This is a genomic window from Mesomycoplasma dispar (genome assembly GCF_000941075.1).
Classification (GTDB): Bacteria; Bacillota_I; Bacilli_A; order Mycoplasmatales; family Metamycoplasmataceae; genus Mesomycoplasma; species Mesomycoplasma dispar.
In genome coordinates this window covers 952,980-969,783 of sequence record NZ_CP007229.1, presented here as the reverse complement: position 1 = coordinate 969,783, position 16,804 = coordinate 952,980, and the positions used below count along the sequence as shown (strand labels likewise).

Annotated in this window: 18 protein-coding genes; 15 read left to right on the top strand and 3 right to left on the bottom strand. The window is 28.0% G+C overall.

Annotation, left to right across the window (positions count from 1 at the left end; translation table 4 throughout):
• Nucleotides 1–7 precede the first annotated feature (7 nt).
• Nucleotides 8–1,249, top strand: coding sequence for a serine--tRNA ligase (gene serS / locus MDIS_RS03420; RefSeq protein ID WP_044635652.1), 1,242 nt, complete (start codon nt 8–10; stop codon nt 1,247–1,249).
• A 107-nt stretch (nt 1,250–1,356) separates the two neighbouring features.
• Nucleotides 1,357–1,893 (top strand): DJ-1/PfpI family protein, encoded by a 537-nt coding sequence (locus MDIS_RS03415; protein ID WP_044635651.1) that lies wholly within the window; start codon nt 1,357–1,359, stop codon nt 1,891–1,893.
• Between the two features lie 2 nt (nt 1,894–1,895).
• Here MDIS_RS03415 and MDIS_RS03410 read toward each other — a convergent pair whose 3' ends face one another.
• From MDIS_RS03410 to MDIS_RS03400, 3 genes are read right to left on the bottom strand one after another with little or no spacing between them, the layout of a single operon-like run.
• Nucleotides 1,896–2,696 carry an alpha/beta fold hydrolase gene (locus MDIS_RS03410; RefSeq protein WP_044635650.1) on the bottom strand — a complete coding sequence of 267 codons (801 nt, stop codon included), beginning with the start codon at nt 2,694–2,696 and terminating at the stop codon, nt 1,896–1,898.
• A gap of 7 nt (nt 2,697–2,703) precedes the next feature.
• On the bottom strand, nt 2,704–3,702 hold the full coding sequence (locus MDIS_RS03405; protein WP_044635649.1) for a lipoate--protein ligase: 999 nt from the start codon (nt 3,700–3,702) through the stop codon (nt 2,704–2,706).
• Between the two features lie 15 nt (nt 3,703–3,717).
• Nucleotides 3,718–4,053: a hypothetical protein gene (locus tag MDIS_RS03400; protein ID WP_044635648.1), complete on the bottom strand. Its 336-nt coding sequence runs from the start codon at nt 4,051–4,053 to the stop codon at nt 3,718–3,720.
• A 147-nt stretch (nt 4,054–4,200) separates the two neighbouring features.
• Between MDIS_RS03400 and dnaX the strand changes: the two genes are divergently transcribed.
• The 13 genes from dnaX (at nt 4,201) to MDIS_RS03335 (ending at nt 16,657) form a co-directional block, all read left to right on the top strand.
• On the top strand, nt 4,201–6,354 hold the full coding sequence (dnaX, locus tag MDIS_RS03395) for a DNA polymerase III subunit gamma/tau (protein WP_044635647.1): 2,154 nt from the start codon (nt 4,201–4,203) through the stop codon (nt 6,352–6,354).
• 82 nt (nt 6,355–6,436) lie between these two features.
• A complete protein-coding gene (locus MDIS_RS03390) occupies nt 6,437–6,715 on the top strand; it encodes a YbaB/EbfC family nucleoid-associated protein (protein WP_044635646.1) in 279 nt (92 codons plus the stop codon).
• A gap of 2 nt (nt 6,716–6,717) precedes the next feature.
• Complete coding sequence (locus MDIS_RS03385; protein ID WP_044635645.1) at nt 6,718–7,302, top strand: toprim domain-containing protein; 585 nt, start codon at nt 6,718–6,720, stop codon at nt 7,300–7,302.
• 2 nt (nt 7,303–7,304) lie between these two features.
• Complete coding sequence (tmk, locus tag MDIS_RS03380) at nt 7,305–7,958, top strand: dTMP kinase (RefSeq protein ID WP_044635644.1); 654 nt, start codon at nt 7,305–7,307, stop codon at nt 7,956–7,958.
• Entirely contained in the window at nt 7,921–8,796 is an 876-nt protein-coding gene (locus MDIS_RS03375) for a DNA polymerase III subunit delta' (RefSeq protein WP_044635643.1), read from the top strand. Before tmk ends, MDIS_RS03375 begins: the two co-directional genes overlap by 38 nt.
• Nucleotide 8,797: 1 nt before the next feature.
• Nucleotides 8,798–9,523: a 16S rRNA (cytidine(1402)-2'-O)-methyltransferase gene (rsmI, locus tag MDIS_RS03370; RefSeq protein WP_044635642.1), complete on the top strand. Its 726-nt coding sequence runs from the start codon at nt 8,798–8,800 to the stop codon at nt 9,521–9,523.
• Nucleotides 9,524–9,555: 32 nt separating this feature from the next.
• The gene (hpt, locus tag MDIS_RS03365; RefSeq protein WP_044635641.1) at nt 9,556–10,095 is read left to right on the top strand and encodes a hypoxanthine phosphoribosyltransferase; all 540 of its coding nucleotides are present in this window, start codon (nt 9,556–9,558) and stop codon (nt 10,093–10,095) included.
• 14 nt (nt 10,096–10,109) lie between these two features.
• Complete coding sequence (locus MDIS_RS03360) at nt 10,110–10,928, top strand: energy-coupling factor transporter ATPase (RefSeq protein WP_044635640.1); 819 nt, start codon at nt 10,110–10,112, stop codon at nt 10,926–10,928.
• Nucleotides 10,901–11,803 (top strand): ATP-binding cassette domain-containing protein, encoded by a 903-nt coding sequence (locus tag MDIS_RS03355; RefSeq protein WP_044635639.1) that lies wholly within the window; start codon nt 10,901–10,903, stop codon nt 11,801–11,803. The genes MDIS_RS03360 and MDIS_RS03355 overlap by 28 nt, the downstream gene beginning before the upstream one ends.
• The gene (locus MDIS_RS03350; RefSeq protein WP_044635638.1) at nt 11,793–12,755 is read left to right on the top strand and encodes an energy-coupling factor transporter transmembrane component T family protein; all 963 of its coding nucleotides are present in this window, start codon (nt 11,793–11,795) and stop codon (nt 12,753–12,755) included. The genes MDIS_RS03355 and MDIS_RS03350 overlap by 11 nt, the downstream gene beginning before the upstream one ends.
• A gap of 3 nt (nt 12,756–12,758) precedes the next feature.
• Entirely contained in the window at nt 12,759–14,822 is a 2,064-nt protein-coding gene (gene ligA, locus MDIS_RS03345) for an NAD-dependent DNA ligase LigA (RefSeq protein WP_044635637.1), read from the top strand.
• A gap of 24 nt (nt 14,823–14,846) precedes the next feature.
• A complete protein-coding gene (locus MDIS_RS03340; protein ID WP_044635636.1) occupies nt 14,847–15,917 on the top strand; it encodes a hypothetical protein in 1,071 nt (356 codons plus the stop codon).
• Nucleotides 15,918–16,009: 92 nt separating this feature from the next.
• The gene (locus MDIS_RS03335; protein ID WP_044635635.1) at nt 16,010–16,657 is read left to right on the top strand and encodes a LemA family protein; all 648 of its coding nucleotides are present in this window, start codon (nt 16,010–16,012) and stop codon (nt 16,655–16,657) included.
• Nucleotides 16,658–16,804 lie beyond the last annotated feature (147 nt).

Below are 16,804 nucleotides of genomic sequence, written 5' to 3'. Positions count from 1 at the left end.
TAAAAATATGGATATTCGCTTAATTTTAAATAATAAATCATTCGTTGAAAAAAAACTTGCAGATCGTGGTTTTGATATTTCGATTATTGATGAAATACACCAGAAGATTTCAAAAAGAAACGCTTTACGTCAGAAAATTGATGAACTTTTAGCAAAAAGAAATGTAATTAGCAAGGAAATTGGCGCTTATTTTCGCGAACAAAAAGATGCTAGTTATCTTAAAAAACAAGTTAGTGAAATCAAAGAAAAAATAGTTAAAATAGAAGTTGAATGGGATGAATTGAATACCTGAGTGAATCAGAAAGTTCTCGAAATTCCAAATTTACCCGATGATTCAGTTCCTTTGGGCACTTCAGAACTAGATAATCAAGTGATTTCGCATTGAGGCTATCCTAAAAAATTTGATTCAAAACATAAACCTCATTATGAATATGGCACTTTTAATAACATTTTAGATTTTAAACGCGCTGTTAAATTGTCTGGAAATCGCTTTGTGATTTATAAAAATCTTGGCGCTAAATTAGTTCGTGCTTTAATTAATTTTATGATTGACACTCATATTGCTTCTGGGTATGAAGAAATTCTCCCAAACACTTTAATTCTTTCCGATTCTCTTTATGGAACTGGCCAACTTCCAAAATTTACAGATGATTTGTACCCTTTAAAGGATTTGGATCATTGGCTAATTCCAACGGCCGAAGTTCCGCTTACAAATTATTTTCGCGATGAAATCATTGACCTTAACAAACCAATTTCGCTAGTGGCATATAGCAAATGTTATCGTTCTGAAGCTGGAAGTGGTGGTAAAGATACTAGAGGTTTAATTCGATTACATGAGTTTCATAAAGTTGAACTTGTGAAAATAACAAACGAAAATGATGGAATTTCTGAATTTGAAAAAGTTGTCCGCGATGCTGCTAATGTTCTTAAATTACTGGAAATTCCTTATCGTGTCGTGCTTTTATCAACTGGCGATTTAGGTTTTTCTGCCAAAAAAACAATTGATTTAGAAGCATGACTACCTTCTGAACATACTTATCGTGAAATTTCCTCAATTAGTTATTGCGGAGATTTTCAAGCAAGAAGAGCGAAAATCCGTTACCGTGACGGAAAAAACAACCGCTATGCACACACAATTAACGGTTCTGGTTTGGCAATCGACCGCGTCGTTGCAATTTTGCTAGAACAATATCAAAATGCTGATGGTAGTTGAAGTGTTCCAAAAGTTTTAAAACCTTATTTTCGCTAATTTTTTTGTTCCAATCTTGTAAAGTAGAAAAATTTTACCACAAAAAAATTTTTATAAAAACAATTTTGTGGTAAAATTTTTTCATTAACTAACAAGGAGCAAAAAAAATGAAAAAATTACTAGTTATTTTACTTGATAAATTTCAGGACATTGAATTAACAACTTTTATTTCGCTAATTAAAAAAGCGAATATTTTTGGGCAAATTGAATTTTTTAACCCAGAAAACAAATTGGTGACAGGTCAATTTGGAGTTGTGCAAATTGAAGGACAAAACCACTGAAAAGCAGATGATTTTGATGCTATTTTTATCCCAGGCGGTTTTGCTGCACAATTGTTTCGCAAATGTGAAAAATCTACTGAATTAGTACGTGAATTTTTCTTAAAAAACAAGTTTGTTTTTGCAATTTGTGATGCACCAAATGCGATTTTTGAACTAAATTTAGCAAAAAATTACAAGTTTAGTTCTTATCCAAACGAAAAAAATTCAAAAATCGAATTAAGACAGGAAGCGTTAGTTACTGTTGATAAAAATTATATTTCAGCAAGAAACGCTGCAAGTTCAGCAGAATTTGCTTTTAAAGTCATCGAAAATTTAGACTCAAAAGAACTTGCTGAAAAAATTAAAAATGGATTTTATGCTTAAATTTACAGCATTTTTTCAATTTCAGCATTAACTTCTTCACTTCTTTCAAAGAAAACAGCATGCCCTGTTTTCTCTAGTTTGATCATTTTTTTTCCAAAAACAAGCGAAATTTTTTCAACACTTTTTATCGAAACAAACTTATCATTAGCACCGCCAACTAAATAATAATCGTTTTTTTGTTCATAAAGTGGTAAAAGCACATTTTTATGTCAATTTAAATTAAGAATTTGCTTAAATACAATGTAGGAAAAAATTATTTCTTTTTTTTCCACAGTTTTAAAAAAATTAATTGCATTTTTGGCTAAATTGTTTTTAAAACCAAATTTATTGTCAAAAACTAGATTTTCAAGTGATTCTTTTGCTTCTTGGAGATTTCTTGGCAATAATCAAATTCCTAATTTTTTCATTTCCTCCATTAAATTTAGTTCAAAAATATAAGGGTTTAAAGGCGCGACTAAAATTGCTTTTTTAGCAAGTTTTTCATTCAAAACATACAAAGCAGATGCTGCGCCAAGCGAGTGGCCAACAACAATTTGGACTTTTAAATTCAAGGTTTTTATGAAACTAATTGCAATTTTTTGGTAATTTTCAACACTAATTTTGTCATTATTACTACTTTGACCGCATCCAGGAAAATCGAATGAAACAATATCATAATTCCGATTTTTATTTTTTCTAAGTTGAAAAATAAAGTTATGACTCGAATTAAAACCGTGTAAAAATAGAACTTTAGGCCGATTATTTTCCTCTAAAAAGTAGAAAATTTCTTCATTTTCAACCTGTATTTTTTTACTAACTTCCATTTATCACTTAATTTCCAAAAATTGTATCTAAAATTTCATTAAGAGGGATTGAACCGAAATATTCTTCTAAATTATGTATATTTAGTAGTTCTATTTCCAAAATATCACGATTAAATTCTTTGTTTTCAAGAATGTTCTCAATTTCTTCAATAGATCTTTGGGATAAAAAGTCGCCCTCAAATTTGATTTTTACAATCAAATTTTTCTCGATATTAGCAAGCACTTTTAAAATTCCAGCACTTGTTCGTTTTGCGTTTTCATAACTAAAAAACGGGTTAGTTCCAAAAACCCAATTTTTTGATTTTCTCAATTGGCTTATTTCTTGGAAATTTTTATGATTTGAAATCCCATTTTCAAAGTAGTTTTCAACATCGACTGCTTTTGTTTCGTATTTTTTTTCAAAAAAAGAAATTAATCTAAAAATAAATTCACTATCATCAATTGGTTCTTCCATTTCGTGAAGGATATTTGTCACCCTTTGGCGGATAGATTTAATCCCTTTTGATTCAATTTTTAGTCGATTTGGCCTTAAAACTTGACCTAGTTTTGCTAAATTTGCATTAAACAAAATTGTTCCGTGATGGACAATTTTGTCTTTATGAATTATTTGCGCATTCCCTGAAACTTTTGCACCATTTACAATCAGATCGTTTCGACCTTTAAATTCAGCTTTTAGACCTAATGATTTAAAAAATTCAATGATTGGCGATAGAAATTTTTGATAACTATGATTTTGCTTTTTAGTTATAAAGGAAAAATTAATATTACCTAAGTCGTGATAAACAGCGCCACCACCTGAAAGTCGACGGTAAACTTCAATATTTTCTTTTTCAATTTTATCAATTTTAATTTCTTCGTAAATATTTTGATTTTTACCGATAATTATTGCGTTTTTATGTTGGTAAAAATACAAAATATCATCGAAATTTTGTTCATCTTTTAAAATTATTTCTTCGCAAACTAACGTGTAAAAAGGGCTTGTATTCTCAGTAGTATAGATTTTCATATTTTCTCCGACATTTTAGTTATATTCCAAATCAAAAGTTGTAATTAATTTAAATTTGGATTTAAAATTTTCAAGATTTTCACCTAAATTCAAATTTTCTAAATTAAAAAGTCGCACTTTTTCGTAATCTCAACGTAAAGCATAACCGTTTTTTGATAAAAAAAAGATTAAATCTTCAACAAATCAGAAAAAATAGTTTGAATTATAGTCTAATTTATCAACAACTTTTTCAACTGATATTTCCAGTTGTCGAAAATGGTAATTTAAAACCTTAAATTCAAAATATAACTTAAAATTTTTACTACATTTTTTCTGAAATTGATTTTTTTCCTTACTAAATGAGGTTGACATATTTTTTTCCTTGTGCTGTATAAAATTAGCGTTTTTGCTTTTATTTAATTATAATTTATAATTATAAACTATTAAATAATAGATTTTATTTCTATCTGATTTTATTTTTAGTCAAAAAATAATTTTTGAATTTTCGAAAGGGCTGCTATGGAAATGAAAAATGGTTATGTTGCTTGGTACCGAAAATATCGCCCAACCAAATTTTCTGATATTGTCGGGCAAAAATATTTGGTTGAAAGTTTGAAAAACATCATAAAATCAGGTCATTTTTTTCACGCCTATCTATTTTCAGGACCGCGTGGAACTGGGAAAACATCAGTTGCAAAAATTTTTGCTAATGCAATAAATTGTACTCACAAACAAGATTCAGTTGAACCTTGCGAAAACTGTATTCAAAATTTGAATAACTCGCTTGATATTATCGAAATGGATGCTGCTTCCCACAACGGAGTCAAAGAAATTAGAGAAATCATTGAAAATTCGATTAATTTACCGCAAGTTAGTCCCTATAAAATTTATATTTTAGATGAAGTTCATATGCTTTCAACTTCAGCTTTCAACGCTTTTTTGAAAACTTTAGAAGAACCACCAAAACATATGATTTTTATTTTAGCAACAACCGAAGTCCACAAAATACCGCTAACAATTCTTTCCCGAGTTCAAAGATACAATTTTCTTGGATTAAATGAAGAAGAAATTTGTAGTAGATTAGAGTTTATTCTTGAAAATGAAAAGATAAAATATGAAAAAGATACGTTAAAATCGATCTTTTTATTAAGTCAGAGCAGTCTTCGTGATGCAATTTCAATTTTAGAACAGGCTATAACTTTCGGAAACGGAGTTCTAAATCAAAAAAATATTAACGAACTTTTTGGTTTAGTAAGTAGAGAAATAATTACTAATTTTGTTAATGCGCTTTTTTTGGGTCAATCTAAAATTTCCTTCGAAATTTTAGATCAAATTTCGTTACAAAGCAAAAATTTTCAATTATTTTTAGAATCATTAATTCATTTGGTAAAAGAATGAATTATTTGAAAAACCACGAAAACAAGTGAATTACTTGAATTTTATACTATTAATGATCTGGAAAAATTAGAAATTAGTCGTGATTTTGCGTTTAAATTTTTAGAAATTGCCTATTCTTCTTTAAAAGACATCAACTTTAAGGAATTTCAAAATTTAACTATTGAAGTTTTTGTAATGAAGGTTTTAGCACAAAAAACTGAAAAAACAAGCGAATTAATCGATATTAAACCTGAAAATTTAGATAACAGTAATAAAAATATTAATAAAAAAGAAAAAAAAGTCGATCAAATTGAGGCTGGTGTTACTAATTTTCGTAAAACAGAGGATCGGATTCAAAAACTTGATAAATTGTATTCAGATGGCTTAAATACAAGTGATAATTTTAAAGAACAAGAAAATTATTCTTCACTTTTTAATCGAAAATTAGAACAAAATTTAGAAAAAAAACCTATGAATACCGATGTTTTTTCCAATTCAAGCATTGGTTTTGAAAAATCCCAAGAAGTAATAAATCCTTTTTTAAAAAGGGAAACTAATGATTTATATTCTTTTAGAGATAGAGCAACAGATTCAAATAAAAATTTAGATTTTCAAGAAAATATTGATTTTTCTAATTCATTTTTGAACGAAAATAACAACGAAAAAATTGAAAATGCTGACAAAAATGACTTTAATTCTTTTAATTCAATGGAAATCAGCAATAAAAATACAGTTAATTTCACCCATTCCTTTGAAAGTAATAATGAAAATTTAGTTGGATTGGATAAAAATTTGACTAATAATAGTAAATTTTTTAAAAAAATAGAGTCAAAAGACTATTTAACAATAGAAGAAGCCTTAAATTTTATACTTTTAGGAAAAAATTTTCATAACCAAGATGCAGCAACATATGTTGCCCTGGTTAAAGATTGAAATACAAATCTACCACTTTTTGAGTATAACGTTGAATTTACAAATATCGTTAGCATTCTAAAACGAGCTGAAATTATCTCTTTAGGATCGAATTTTGTATGTTTTACTGTAAAAAACAACGAATATGAAGAAATTTTAATTGAAACAATAAGGGAAAATTTGAAAGTTAGCGAATTATTAATACAAATTTTTAAACGGGAAATGCAAGCGGTTGCTTTAAGCAAAAATCTGGTAGAAGAAACAAAAATTAGATTCAAAGAAATGAAGGCTCAAGGGAAAGAAATTGTTGTAAAACCATTTGAAATTGCTAAACAAACTGTTGTTTCAAAAGATGATTTAAAAAAACTTTTTTTTGATAAATAAAATTTTAAGTCTTATAATATAATAAATTTACATAATTTTAGTTAATTTTGTTCGTAATTTTAAATTATTGAAAGGACGAGTTATGGATTTTCAAAAAATAATGAAAGAAGCTCGAAGAATACAAAAGGATCAAAAAATTAAAAGAGATGCACTTGAAAAAACAGATTTCGACTTTGAAAACCAAGGCATTTCACTAACAGTTTCAGGTGGTTTTGAGGTAAAAAAAATAAAAATTTCACCCATTTTAGTTGATAAAGAAGATATCGAAACGCTAGAAGATCTACTTTCAATCACATTAAATCAAGCGATGTTAAAAATTAAAGAAGAAAACGAAAAAATAACCAATCCAAGTCAAGTCTAACTATGATTAAAGAAAGATTAGAAAATCTTGCTGAAATTTTAAGGCAAATTCCCGGAATTTCCAAAAAACAGGCAATGAAAATCCTGTTCTTTTTGATTGATATACCACCTTCGCAAATTGAAAATTTTGTTAATTCAATTTACGAATTGAAAAAAAATACTCAATATTGCCAAAAATGTGGTTATTTAAATTCAAATCCAGTCTGTGAAATATGCCTGGATTTTCAACGTTCTTTCAAAATTTTAGTGGTTGAAAATTCAGAAATGGTTACAAAATTTGAAAAATCAGGAAAATATGATGGGCAATATTTCGTTTTTGGGAACTATGATGTTAAAAAATTGGAAAACCATAGTTCCCAAATTAAAAAAATTGCAGATTTAGCTGCAAATAAAAGTGAAATAATTCTTGCTTTTTCATCAACCATAGATGGTTGAGTTTTTACAAATTATCTCGCAAAACACGAACTTTTATCAGGTCTTAAAATTACACGGCTTGCAACGGGAATTCCGTTTGGCGCTTCAATTGACTACATTGATAGCATCACTTTAGATCAAGCGCTTGAAAATCGACAAGAAATGGAAAAGTAAATATGTTTATTAGTTTTGAGGGTATTGATGCAAGTGGTAAATCAACCGTTATGGAATTATTTGCCAAATATTTGAGAATTAAATTTCCGGAAAAAGAAATAATAACCACTTTTGAACCTGGCGGAAGAAATTTAAAAGAAGCCTTACAAATCCGTGAATTTTTACTTAACAAAAACAACCAAATTAGTCCATATGTGGAAATGCTTTTGTTTGCAACTTCAAGGCGAATTCATCTTGAAAAATTGATTTGACCCGCACTAAAGTCAGGAAAAATTGTTCTTTGCGATCGTTATATCGATTCTTCCATCGCTTATCAAGGTTTTGGAAATAATATTGATATTGATTTGGTTATGGATTTAAATAATTTAATTTCCGAAAAAACTTTTCCAGATTTGACTATTTTTTTAGATGTTAAAATCACAAAATCTATCGAAAGAATGAGAATTTTTCGCGATCATAAACGTGATCGCCTTGAGAATCGCGGTGAAGAATTTTACAAAAAAGTAATTGAAGGTTACGAGTTTTTGGAAAAAACTCGTGAAAATTTTTATAAAATCGATGGAAACGGGACTTACGATGAAGTTTTAGCGCTTTTAATTGAGTTTTTTGAGAATTATTATGCTAGCAGAAACAAAAAATTGAACTCATTTTCTTAATAGTTTGACTGAAAGTGAAAAAATTTCTCACGCAATTTTATTAATTTCTAGTTATGCTAATTTTTTGGATGACAAAATTAAGGAATTTCTTGATATTTTTGAGAATCAATACGATATTTTTGAATATGATATTTTAAATAAAACTCTTTCAAAACAAGCATTTGTTGAGGAAATTAATAAATTGTACTTTAGTTCGTTTTCGAACCATCAATCCAAAATTTTCATATTAAAAAATATTGAAGGCGCACACGTTTCTTTACTAAATTCGATTTTAAAAATTCTCGAGGATCCACCTAGGTCAACTTATTTTTTGTTAACTTCAAAGTCTCAAAATTTAGTAATCCCGACTGTTGTCTCGCGTTGTCAAGTTTTCCGATTTAGTAAATTAGATAACGAGAAAGAACTTAAAAAAAAATTAGATAATTGAAAAAAAAGTCCTTATAATTCAATTTTTTCAAGGATTTTTACAAATTTTGAAGTCGCTATTAATGCCATTCAAGTTGTGTCGGAAGAAGATTTAGTAAAATTCGAATCTTTGCTTAGAAATTTAGTTAAAAATAAGGTTGATTTTTTGATTTTCCTAAACAAAACTTTAACAAAAGAAAATACAATTATTTACGTAAAAATGTTAATTTTTCACCTTAAATCAATTTTTTTTGATTATTTTAAAAAAAATCTTAAAAATTTTAAAAAAGAAAAATTTTTACCATTAAATTTTGAAAAAATGACTAATATAATGCAATCATCACATAATTTTTTGTCTACATTGTCTACAAACGAAAATTTTAATGTGCAAAAATCCGCATTTTTAGTAAGATTAAACATTATTTTATCTTAAAATGACTCCAAAAATTACTTTTTTAGCAACTCCAATCGGGAATTTAAAAGATATTAGTCTTCGTGGAATCGAAGCCTTGAAAAATGCGGATTTTATACTGTGCGAGGATAGTAGAATCTCCAAAAAACTATTAAATTTTTTGGAAATTTATGACAAAAAACTAATTTCCTACCATAAATTTAATGAAAAATCAGTTATTTCCAAAATTTCGCCGTTAATTTTTTCAGGAAAAAACATTGTGCTAATTTCCGATGCTGGATCTCCATTAGTTAGCGATCCAGGTCAAATTTTAATAAAATGAGCCCACGAAAAAAAAGTTGAAGTAGATTTCTTGCCTGGTGCGTGTGCTTTTGTCGGCGCTTTTGTCCTTTCGGGATTCGATTCACCATTAGTTTTTATGGGTTTTTTTAATTCAAAAAAACAACAAATTATTAAACAAATAACAGGTTTCAAAGAAGATTTTAGTTATATTTTTTATGTATCACCGTATAAATTAATTCATATTCTTGAAGTAATTCAAGAAATTTATGAACAAACTATAGAAATATTTTTAGTTAAAGAAATGACAAAAATTCACCAAAAATATTTTTTTGGAACACCTTTTGAAATTCTAAATCAAGTCCAAAATTCACTAAAAGGTGAATTTACAATGGTTTTAAGGTTAAAAAAAACTAAAAAAACGCGGGAAAAACAAAACAAGTACCAAAAATTTTCTAAAATAATGTAAAATTTTAAGTTAAAGCTATCCAAGGTGTTAAAATGACTCATAAAAGCATAACTAAAATTCTTTATAATAATGAACAAATTAAAACTCGGATTAACGAAATTGCCGAATGAATTAATCTAAATTATGCAGATTCAAAATTAATAGTTTTTATCGGAGTACTTAAAGGTTCGCTAATTTTTTTAACTGAATTAATTCAAAAGGTTAAAATTGACTGTATGATTGACTTTGTGATCGCCAAATCTTATTTTGGCGGAACTGAATCAACAGGAGAATTAAAAATTATTACTGATATTGATACGATAATCGAAAATAAAGATGTCATTTTAGTTGATGATATTCTTGATTCAGGAATAACCTTGGCTAAAATCAGAGACTATTTAAAACTAAGAAAGCCAAATTCTTTAAAAATTATTACTTTATTTGATAAAAAGTCAAAAAGAAAATACAACATTGAAGCCGATATTTCTGGTTTTGAAGTTCCTGATGCCTTTCTTGTAGGTTATGGTTTGGATTATCAAGATAAATATCGAAACTGACCTTTTGTTGCTATTTTTGATCCTAATAAAAATTAATAAAAAGGTAAAAAATGATCAAAGTTTCAAATATTTGTTTTAGTTATACAAACGATATTGATCAACTTGTTTTAAAAGATATTAGTGTTGTTTTCGAAAAAGGCAAATATTATGCAATTTTAGGGCATAACGGATCGGGAAAATCGACATTTTCCAAGATTCTTTCAGGGATTTTTAGACCACAAAAAGGTACAGTTGAGGTTGACTCTATTTTGTTAAATAGGGAAAATTTGCCAAAAATTAGAAAAAAAATTGGCATTATTTTCCAAAACCCTGATAATCAATTTGTCGGTGCCACAGTTGAAGATGATATTGCCTTTAGTTTAGAAAATATCAATGAAAATCCAAAGAAAATGAATAAAATAATAATTGATTTAGCTGAAAAAGTGCAAATGAAATCCTATTTAGAACGTGAACCGCAATTTTTGTCTGGAGGACAAAAACAAAGAGTGGCGATTGCATCAGTTTTGGCGCTCAATCCTGAAATAATAATTTTTGATGAGATAACTTCAATGCTTGATCCGCGAGGTAAGGCTGATGTGGTTAAAATTTTGGACGATTTGCGGAAAGATAAGACAAAAACCTTAATTTCAATAACTCACAATATGGATGAGGCAATTTTAGCTGATGAAATTATTGTTTTTGCAAAAGGTCAAATTATCGCCAAAGGTGATCCAAGATTAATTTTAAATGATGAAAATATAATAGAACAGGCAAAAATCGACTCTCCTTTTATTTATAAAGTCTCAAGAGCGCTTAATTTAGTTACTCCGACTTACGATGAAAATGAATTGTTGGATCAGTTATGAAAATTAAAACAAAAGAAATTGTAAAAATCTATGATCAAAAATTACCAACTCAATTAATAGCTCTTGATAAAGTTAATGTCGAAATTAATCAAGGCGAATTTATCGCAATAATTGGTCAAACTGGATCAGGCAAAACAACTTTTATTCAACATATGAATGCACTTTTGCTTCCTGATAAAGGTGAAATTGAGTATTTTTATATTGATTCAGAAAATAACGAAAAAAAATTAGTCGTGAAAAAACCAAAGTTTTTTCGTTCAAAACTTAAGTTTGTAAACGAAATTAGACGTCGTGTCGGCGTTGTTTTTCAGTTTGCTGAATATCAACTTTTTGAACAAACAATCGAAAAAGATATCATTTTTGGCGCAGTTTCGATGGGAACTCCTAAAAGTGAAGCGAAAAAAAAGGCGACTGAAATGATTGAATTAGTCGGGCTTGATCAAAGTTTTTTACAAAAATCACCTTTTGAACTTTCAGGTGGACAAAAACGTCGTGTGGCAATTGCTGGAATTTTGGCAATGAACCCCGATATCATTTTTTTTGATGAACCAACAGCTGGTCTAGATCCACAAGGCACAATAAAAATGCTTGAAATTCTTGACACTTTAAACAAAATGGGAAAAACAATCATTTTAGCAACGCACGATCTTGATAGTGTTTTAGAGTGGACAAAACGTTGTATTTTTTTTAAAGATGGTAAAATTATATACGACGGTGAAACTTATCCGATTTTAGCAAATAATAAGTTTTTGGTCGAAAACAACATGTTACCGACCAATCTGTTGAATTTTCGCGAAAAATTAATTAAAATTGGTTACCCAATTTCTGATGTTAAATCAATTGCTGAGTTGATTACAGAAATTAACGCTATAATTGAAAAGGAAAAAAATGCAAATTAGTGTCGCTAAATATGTCCAGCAAAACACGATAATTCATCGAATGGATCCGCGTCTAAAAATAGCTTTTAACATTCTTTTTGCTGTACTTTTTTTTGTTACAACTCATTTAGTCACAATTTCAATTTTGCTCTTATCAACGTTAGTATTTTTTTACATTACCACAAAAAAAATTAAACAAATCTTTAGTTTGATGAAATTGCCGTTAATAATTTTTATAATAATGATTATAATTTACGGTTTCATTATCGACCAAAAAAATATTAACATAATTTTAGGAATTACCACTCCCGAAGATTTGCCAAAATATAAAGTTTTAGGTCTTGATGAACAACAAACTAACAATTTTATTTCGTGACAACTAGTAAAACCAACAGTTTTATTTTGAAATATCAAGTTTTCAATTGGTACAGTTAGCATAATTCGCTCTCTAGTTTTGGCGATTCGGATTTACGGAATGATAATTTCGACTACGATTTTAACCTATTCAACTAAACCATTTTTACTAACTCGGGCAATTGAGGATTTAATTTTACCTTTAAAACTTTTGTTTATTCCAACTCACATAATTGCGATGATAATTTCAATTGCGATTCGTTTTATTCCCACTTTACTTTTAGAAGCGACGAGAATTATGAAAGCGCAATCTTCACGTGGTGTTGATTTCAAACATGGAAAAATTAAAGATAAAGTTAAGTCTTTAATTACTTTGATAATTCCACTTTTTGTTCTTGCCTTTTCACGAGCCGAGGATTTATCAAATGCAATGGATGTTCGTGGTTATGATGTTTATGCAAAAAGAAGTCGTTATCGTCGACTAGTTTTTAATAAACTTGATTATCTTTTCGCTCTTATTTTTATAGGTTTAATTGTTTTAACAATTTTAATGGAAAAAAATATCATTCCAATTTCTCATCTTCCAAAATGGTGATTATATACCAATCAGAAAATTTAAATTATGGAAAATAACAGCAAAATACGTGATGAAATTCTTGAATTAAGAGAAAAAATTGAAAATTGAAACCATCATTACTACCAACTGCAAAATCCACTTGTCGACGATTTGATTTATGACAAAGAATTAAAAAAATTAATTGCACTAGAACAAAAATATTATTATCTTTTTAATTTAGAAGAACTAAATAGTTCGCCAACTCAACAAGTTGGCACAAAAATTACTTCCAAATTCGAAAAGGTTAGGCATTCAAGCCCGATGTTGTCATTAAATAAGGCTTATACAGATTCAGAATTGGAAAAGTGAGCACAAAAAGCAACACTAATTTTAGAAAATGTTACTTTTTTTGTTGAACCTAAAATTGATGGAATTTCTCTTTCGCTTTTTTACAAAAACGGAAATTTAGTTCAAGCATTAACTCGTGGTGATGGTGTTTTTGGTGAAAATGTTTTGATTAATACTCTCAAAATTAGTGATAAATTTATCCCTAAAAAGATAGACTATTTTGCTGATTTGGAAATTAGAGGAGAAATTTACATTGATAATTCCACATTTTCAAATTTGCAACTTGAATCAAAAATGTTCAAAAATCCACGAAATGCCGCAAGTGGAATTTTGCGCCGTTATAAAAAACATAAAAAGGAAAATGAAAATCAACAGGAAAAGGAAACCGATTTTAATTATTTAAGTGGTTTTTTTTACACCCTAATTAATCCAGAAAAACATAAAATTAACTCGCAATCTGATGCTGTTGAATTTTTGAAAAAACTGAGCTTTCCAGTAAATGATTTCCAAAAAAAGTGTGTAAATTTAAAGGATGTTTTTGATTTTATCAACAAAATCAAAGAAAAACGAGAAGTACTAAATTATAATATTGACGGTGTTGTAGTTAAAATCAACGAATTTTCTATTTATGATGAATTAGGTTCAACTTCTAAATTCCCTCATAGTGCAATCGCCTTTAAATTTGAAGATGATGTCGTAAAAACAAGACTTTTAGAGATTTTTCCAACGATTGGCAGAACTGGAAAAGTAACTTACAATGCAAAAATTAAACCTGTAACACTTGCAGGAACGGTAGTTTCATCGGCAGTTTTACCAAATTATTCCTATATTGAGAATTTAAAATTAAATTTAAATTCCGATGTATATGTCAAAAAAGCTGGTGAAATAATTCCGCAAATTATTGGCAGCGTTTTCAATCACCAAAAAACAAACTTTTTAGTAGTTGAAAATTGTCCAAAATGTAACTCAAAATTAGTTTATAGTGATTCTGGCTTGGATCAGTTTTGTCCAAATCAACTATGTCCTGAAATTATTTTGCAAAAAATAGTCCATTTTTGTTCAAAAGCAGCGCTAAACATTGAAACTCTAGCGGAAAAAAGGATAAAAATTCTTTTAGAAAAAAAAATAATTTCCAATCCCTGCGATATTTTCCATCTAAAAGATAAACTTGAACAAATTCATTCTGAATTTAACAATAGGCAAACTAGTGAAGATAAAAAGAATCCACCATCCTTGCAAATTAAATCAATTATGAAACTTCTAAATGAAGTTGAAAAAGCAAAAAACATCGATTTTTATAGACTAATTTTTGGTTTAGGAATAAAAAATGTCGGACTAAAAGCTGCCAAAATTCTTGCAACCTATGCAAAAAATATTTCAGAATTAAGAAATTTGGACTTTAATTCTCTTCAAAGTCAATATGACTTTGGTCCAGTAATTATCGAATCACTACAAGATTATTTTAATAATCCAACAAATTTAGATTTGCTAAATTGTCTTGAAAAAGTTGGTTTTGATTTTAAACAAACTTTAGTTATTGATCAGTCAAACGCTTGAGCTAGTTTTGCAATTTCAGGAAAATTAACAAAATCTCGGAATGATTTTGTTAAAATTATCGAAGAATCAGGCGCAATTTTTCATCAATCAGTGACAAAAAAAACAGACTTTCTTTTATTAGGCGAAGATGCTGGTTCAAAAATAGAAAAAGCAAAGAAAACTGGTGTAAAAATTATTAATGAATCTGAATTTTTTGAACTAATTGAAAAAAAACAAAAAATATAGTACTAATTTTAGGAATTTTGAAAAATGAAAATAATCAACGACTACCAAAGTTATGACGATTATGTTAAAAAAGCAAACGAAAATTTTCGCCCAAAGTTAAAAAAAGTTCTTGATAAACATAATGAAACGTTAAAATTAATGGTAAAAAAGCGAAAAATTGCGATTTACTTCGGGATTGCCGCTGGAATTATTGGTTTTTTAGATTTTATTCTTTATTTATTTTTATTTAAGCAAATTTTTTTAAAAATGGGATTAATTTTAATTCTTGTTATTGCAGCAATCGCTATTATTTTAGGTATAATTTGCTTTTATAAACTTTTATCAATAAAAAACACTATTAAGATACTTTCAAAACAAATAACTCGTGATTTTAATGCTACTGAAACTTATAAGGAAGCGATTCAAGTTTTAGATAGAGGGATGGAATATCTAGGTTCTGTTTCTGACAATGTTTCAAATTTGAAGATTTCAATTAGTGAAATTAAAAATTTTACTCCCGTTGAAATTATCGGCGCATCTACAGCGCAAATATACGCGATCAGGCCAACTCATCAGTTACTTATTGATAAAAAATATAAGGTATGTTTTACGAATGTTCACTGACGTTGAAAAGTAAAAACAAAAGATGAATGAATAACGGAGGAATCTTTCACTGGAATCTTAAAAATCGATACAAGAATTCTAGCTGAAAAAGCGTTTGATTTTCGACTTTTAAGTTCACCTAATTTTTTTGAAAAATTCTTTAAAAAAGATGTAATTAAACTTGAAAATAATGAGTTTAATAAGGTTTTTAGACCTCAGACAGGTGATGAACTTAAAATCCGAAAAATGTATACGCCTTTAGCAATGGAGCTTTCGCTAAAAAGATATTTTGATACCAAAGGCGTTTCTGTCTCAAATGTTAAAATTGAGTCAAATTCCAAATTTTTATACTTTACTTACAATGTGGATTGAAACTTTATGTATCTTGATTTTCCAAAAACCGTAAAAAACCCAGAGTCTTTTTTAAAGGAAATTTTTGATGATTTTATAACTGATACATATAGTTTATATTATATTTTGTCACTTATTTATATTACGCTTTATTTGGATTAATTTTTTATGAGAAAGGTAAATTTTTTGAAAATTTACGAAATAAATATTTTTTAATATAATTTATTATTATATTAAAAAAACGAAAGGAAAAAATGGCTAATTTATTTGACCAGGCAAATAAAGACGATATTGAAGGTTTTGATCCGCGTGTTGATAATAGACCTAAAACTCCAACTGTTTCTGGGTGAGCAAAATTTATTTTTTGATTTTTTGGGACTTTATTATTATTTTTTGCACCAATTTATTATATTGTCAAAAAAAATAATTTTTTAGCTTTACAAAATAGTATCAACGAATCATCTGGAACAATTGAGGTTCAATTAGAACAAAGAAGTGCAACTTTAATTAAATTAGTAGATCAAGTTCGATCATACCGTGAATTTGAAAAATCAGTTTTAACTGATGTCGCTAGATTAAGAAGTTTAGCTTCAAATATTCAAAATGCTGAAGAAATTGACAACCTAAACAGTTCAATATTTGGTCGACTTATGGCGGTAAGTGAAAATTATCCAGAACTTCGTTCTTCACAACTTTACCAAGAATTAATGAATCAAACAACTTATTTAGAGCGAGAACTGGCGGCATCAAGGCGACTTTATAATAGTAAAGTTAATCAATTTAATACTGAAATTTTTATATTCCCAAACTCAATTGTCTCAACTTCGCTAGGTTTGTCCACTATGCAAATGTATAAAGCAAGTGCTAAAAGTCGTGAAGATGTTTCGATGGCTAATCTCTAAAGTTATTCAGTTTTAAAAGATTTTTGAATTAAATTTTTATTTTTTCAATTTGTAAAGATTGTTAAAAAATAAAAAAAACAAACAAAAAGTTTAACGCAAAAGCGTTAAACTTTTTGTTTGTTAGATAAGGCCGATTTTAGATTAATT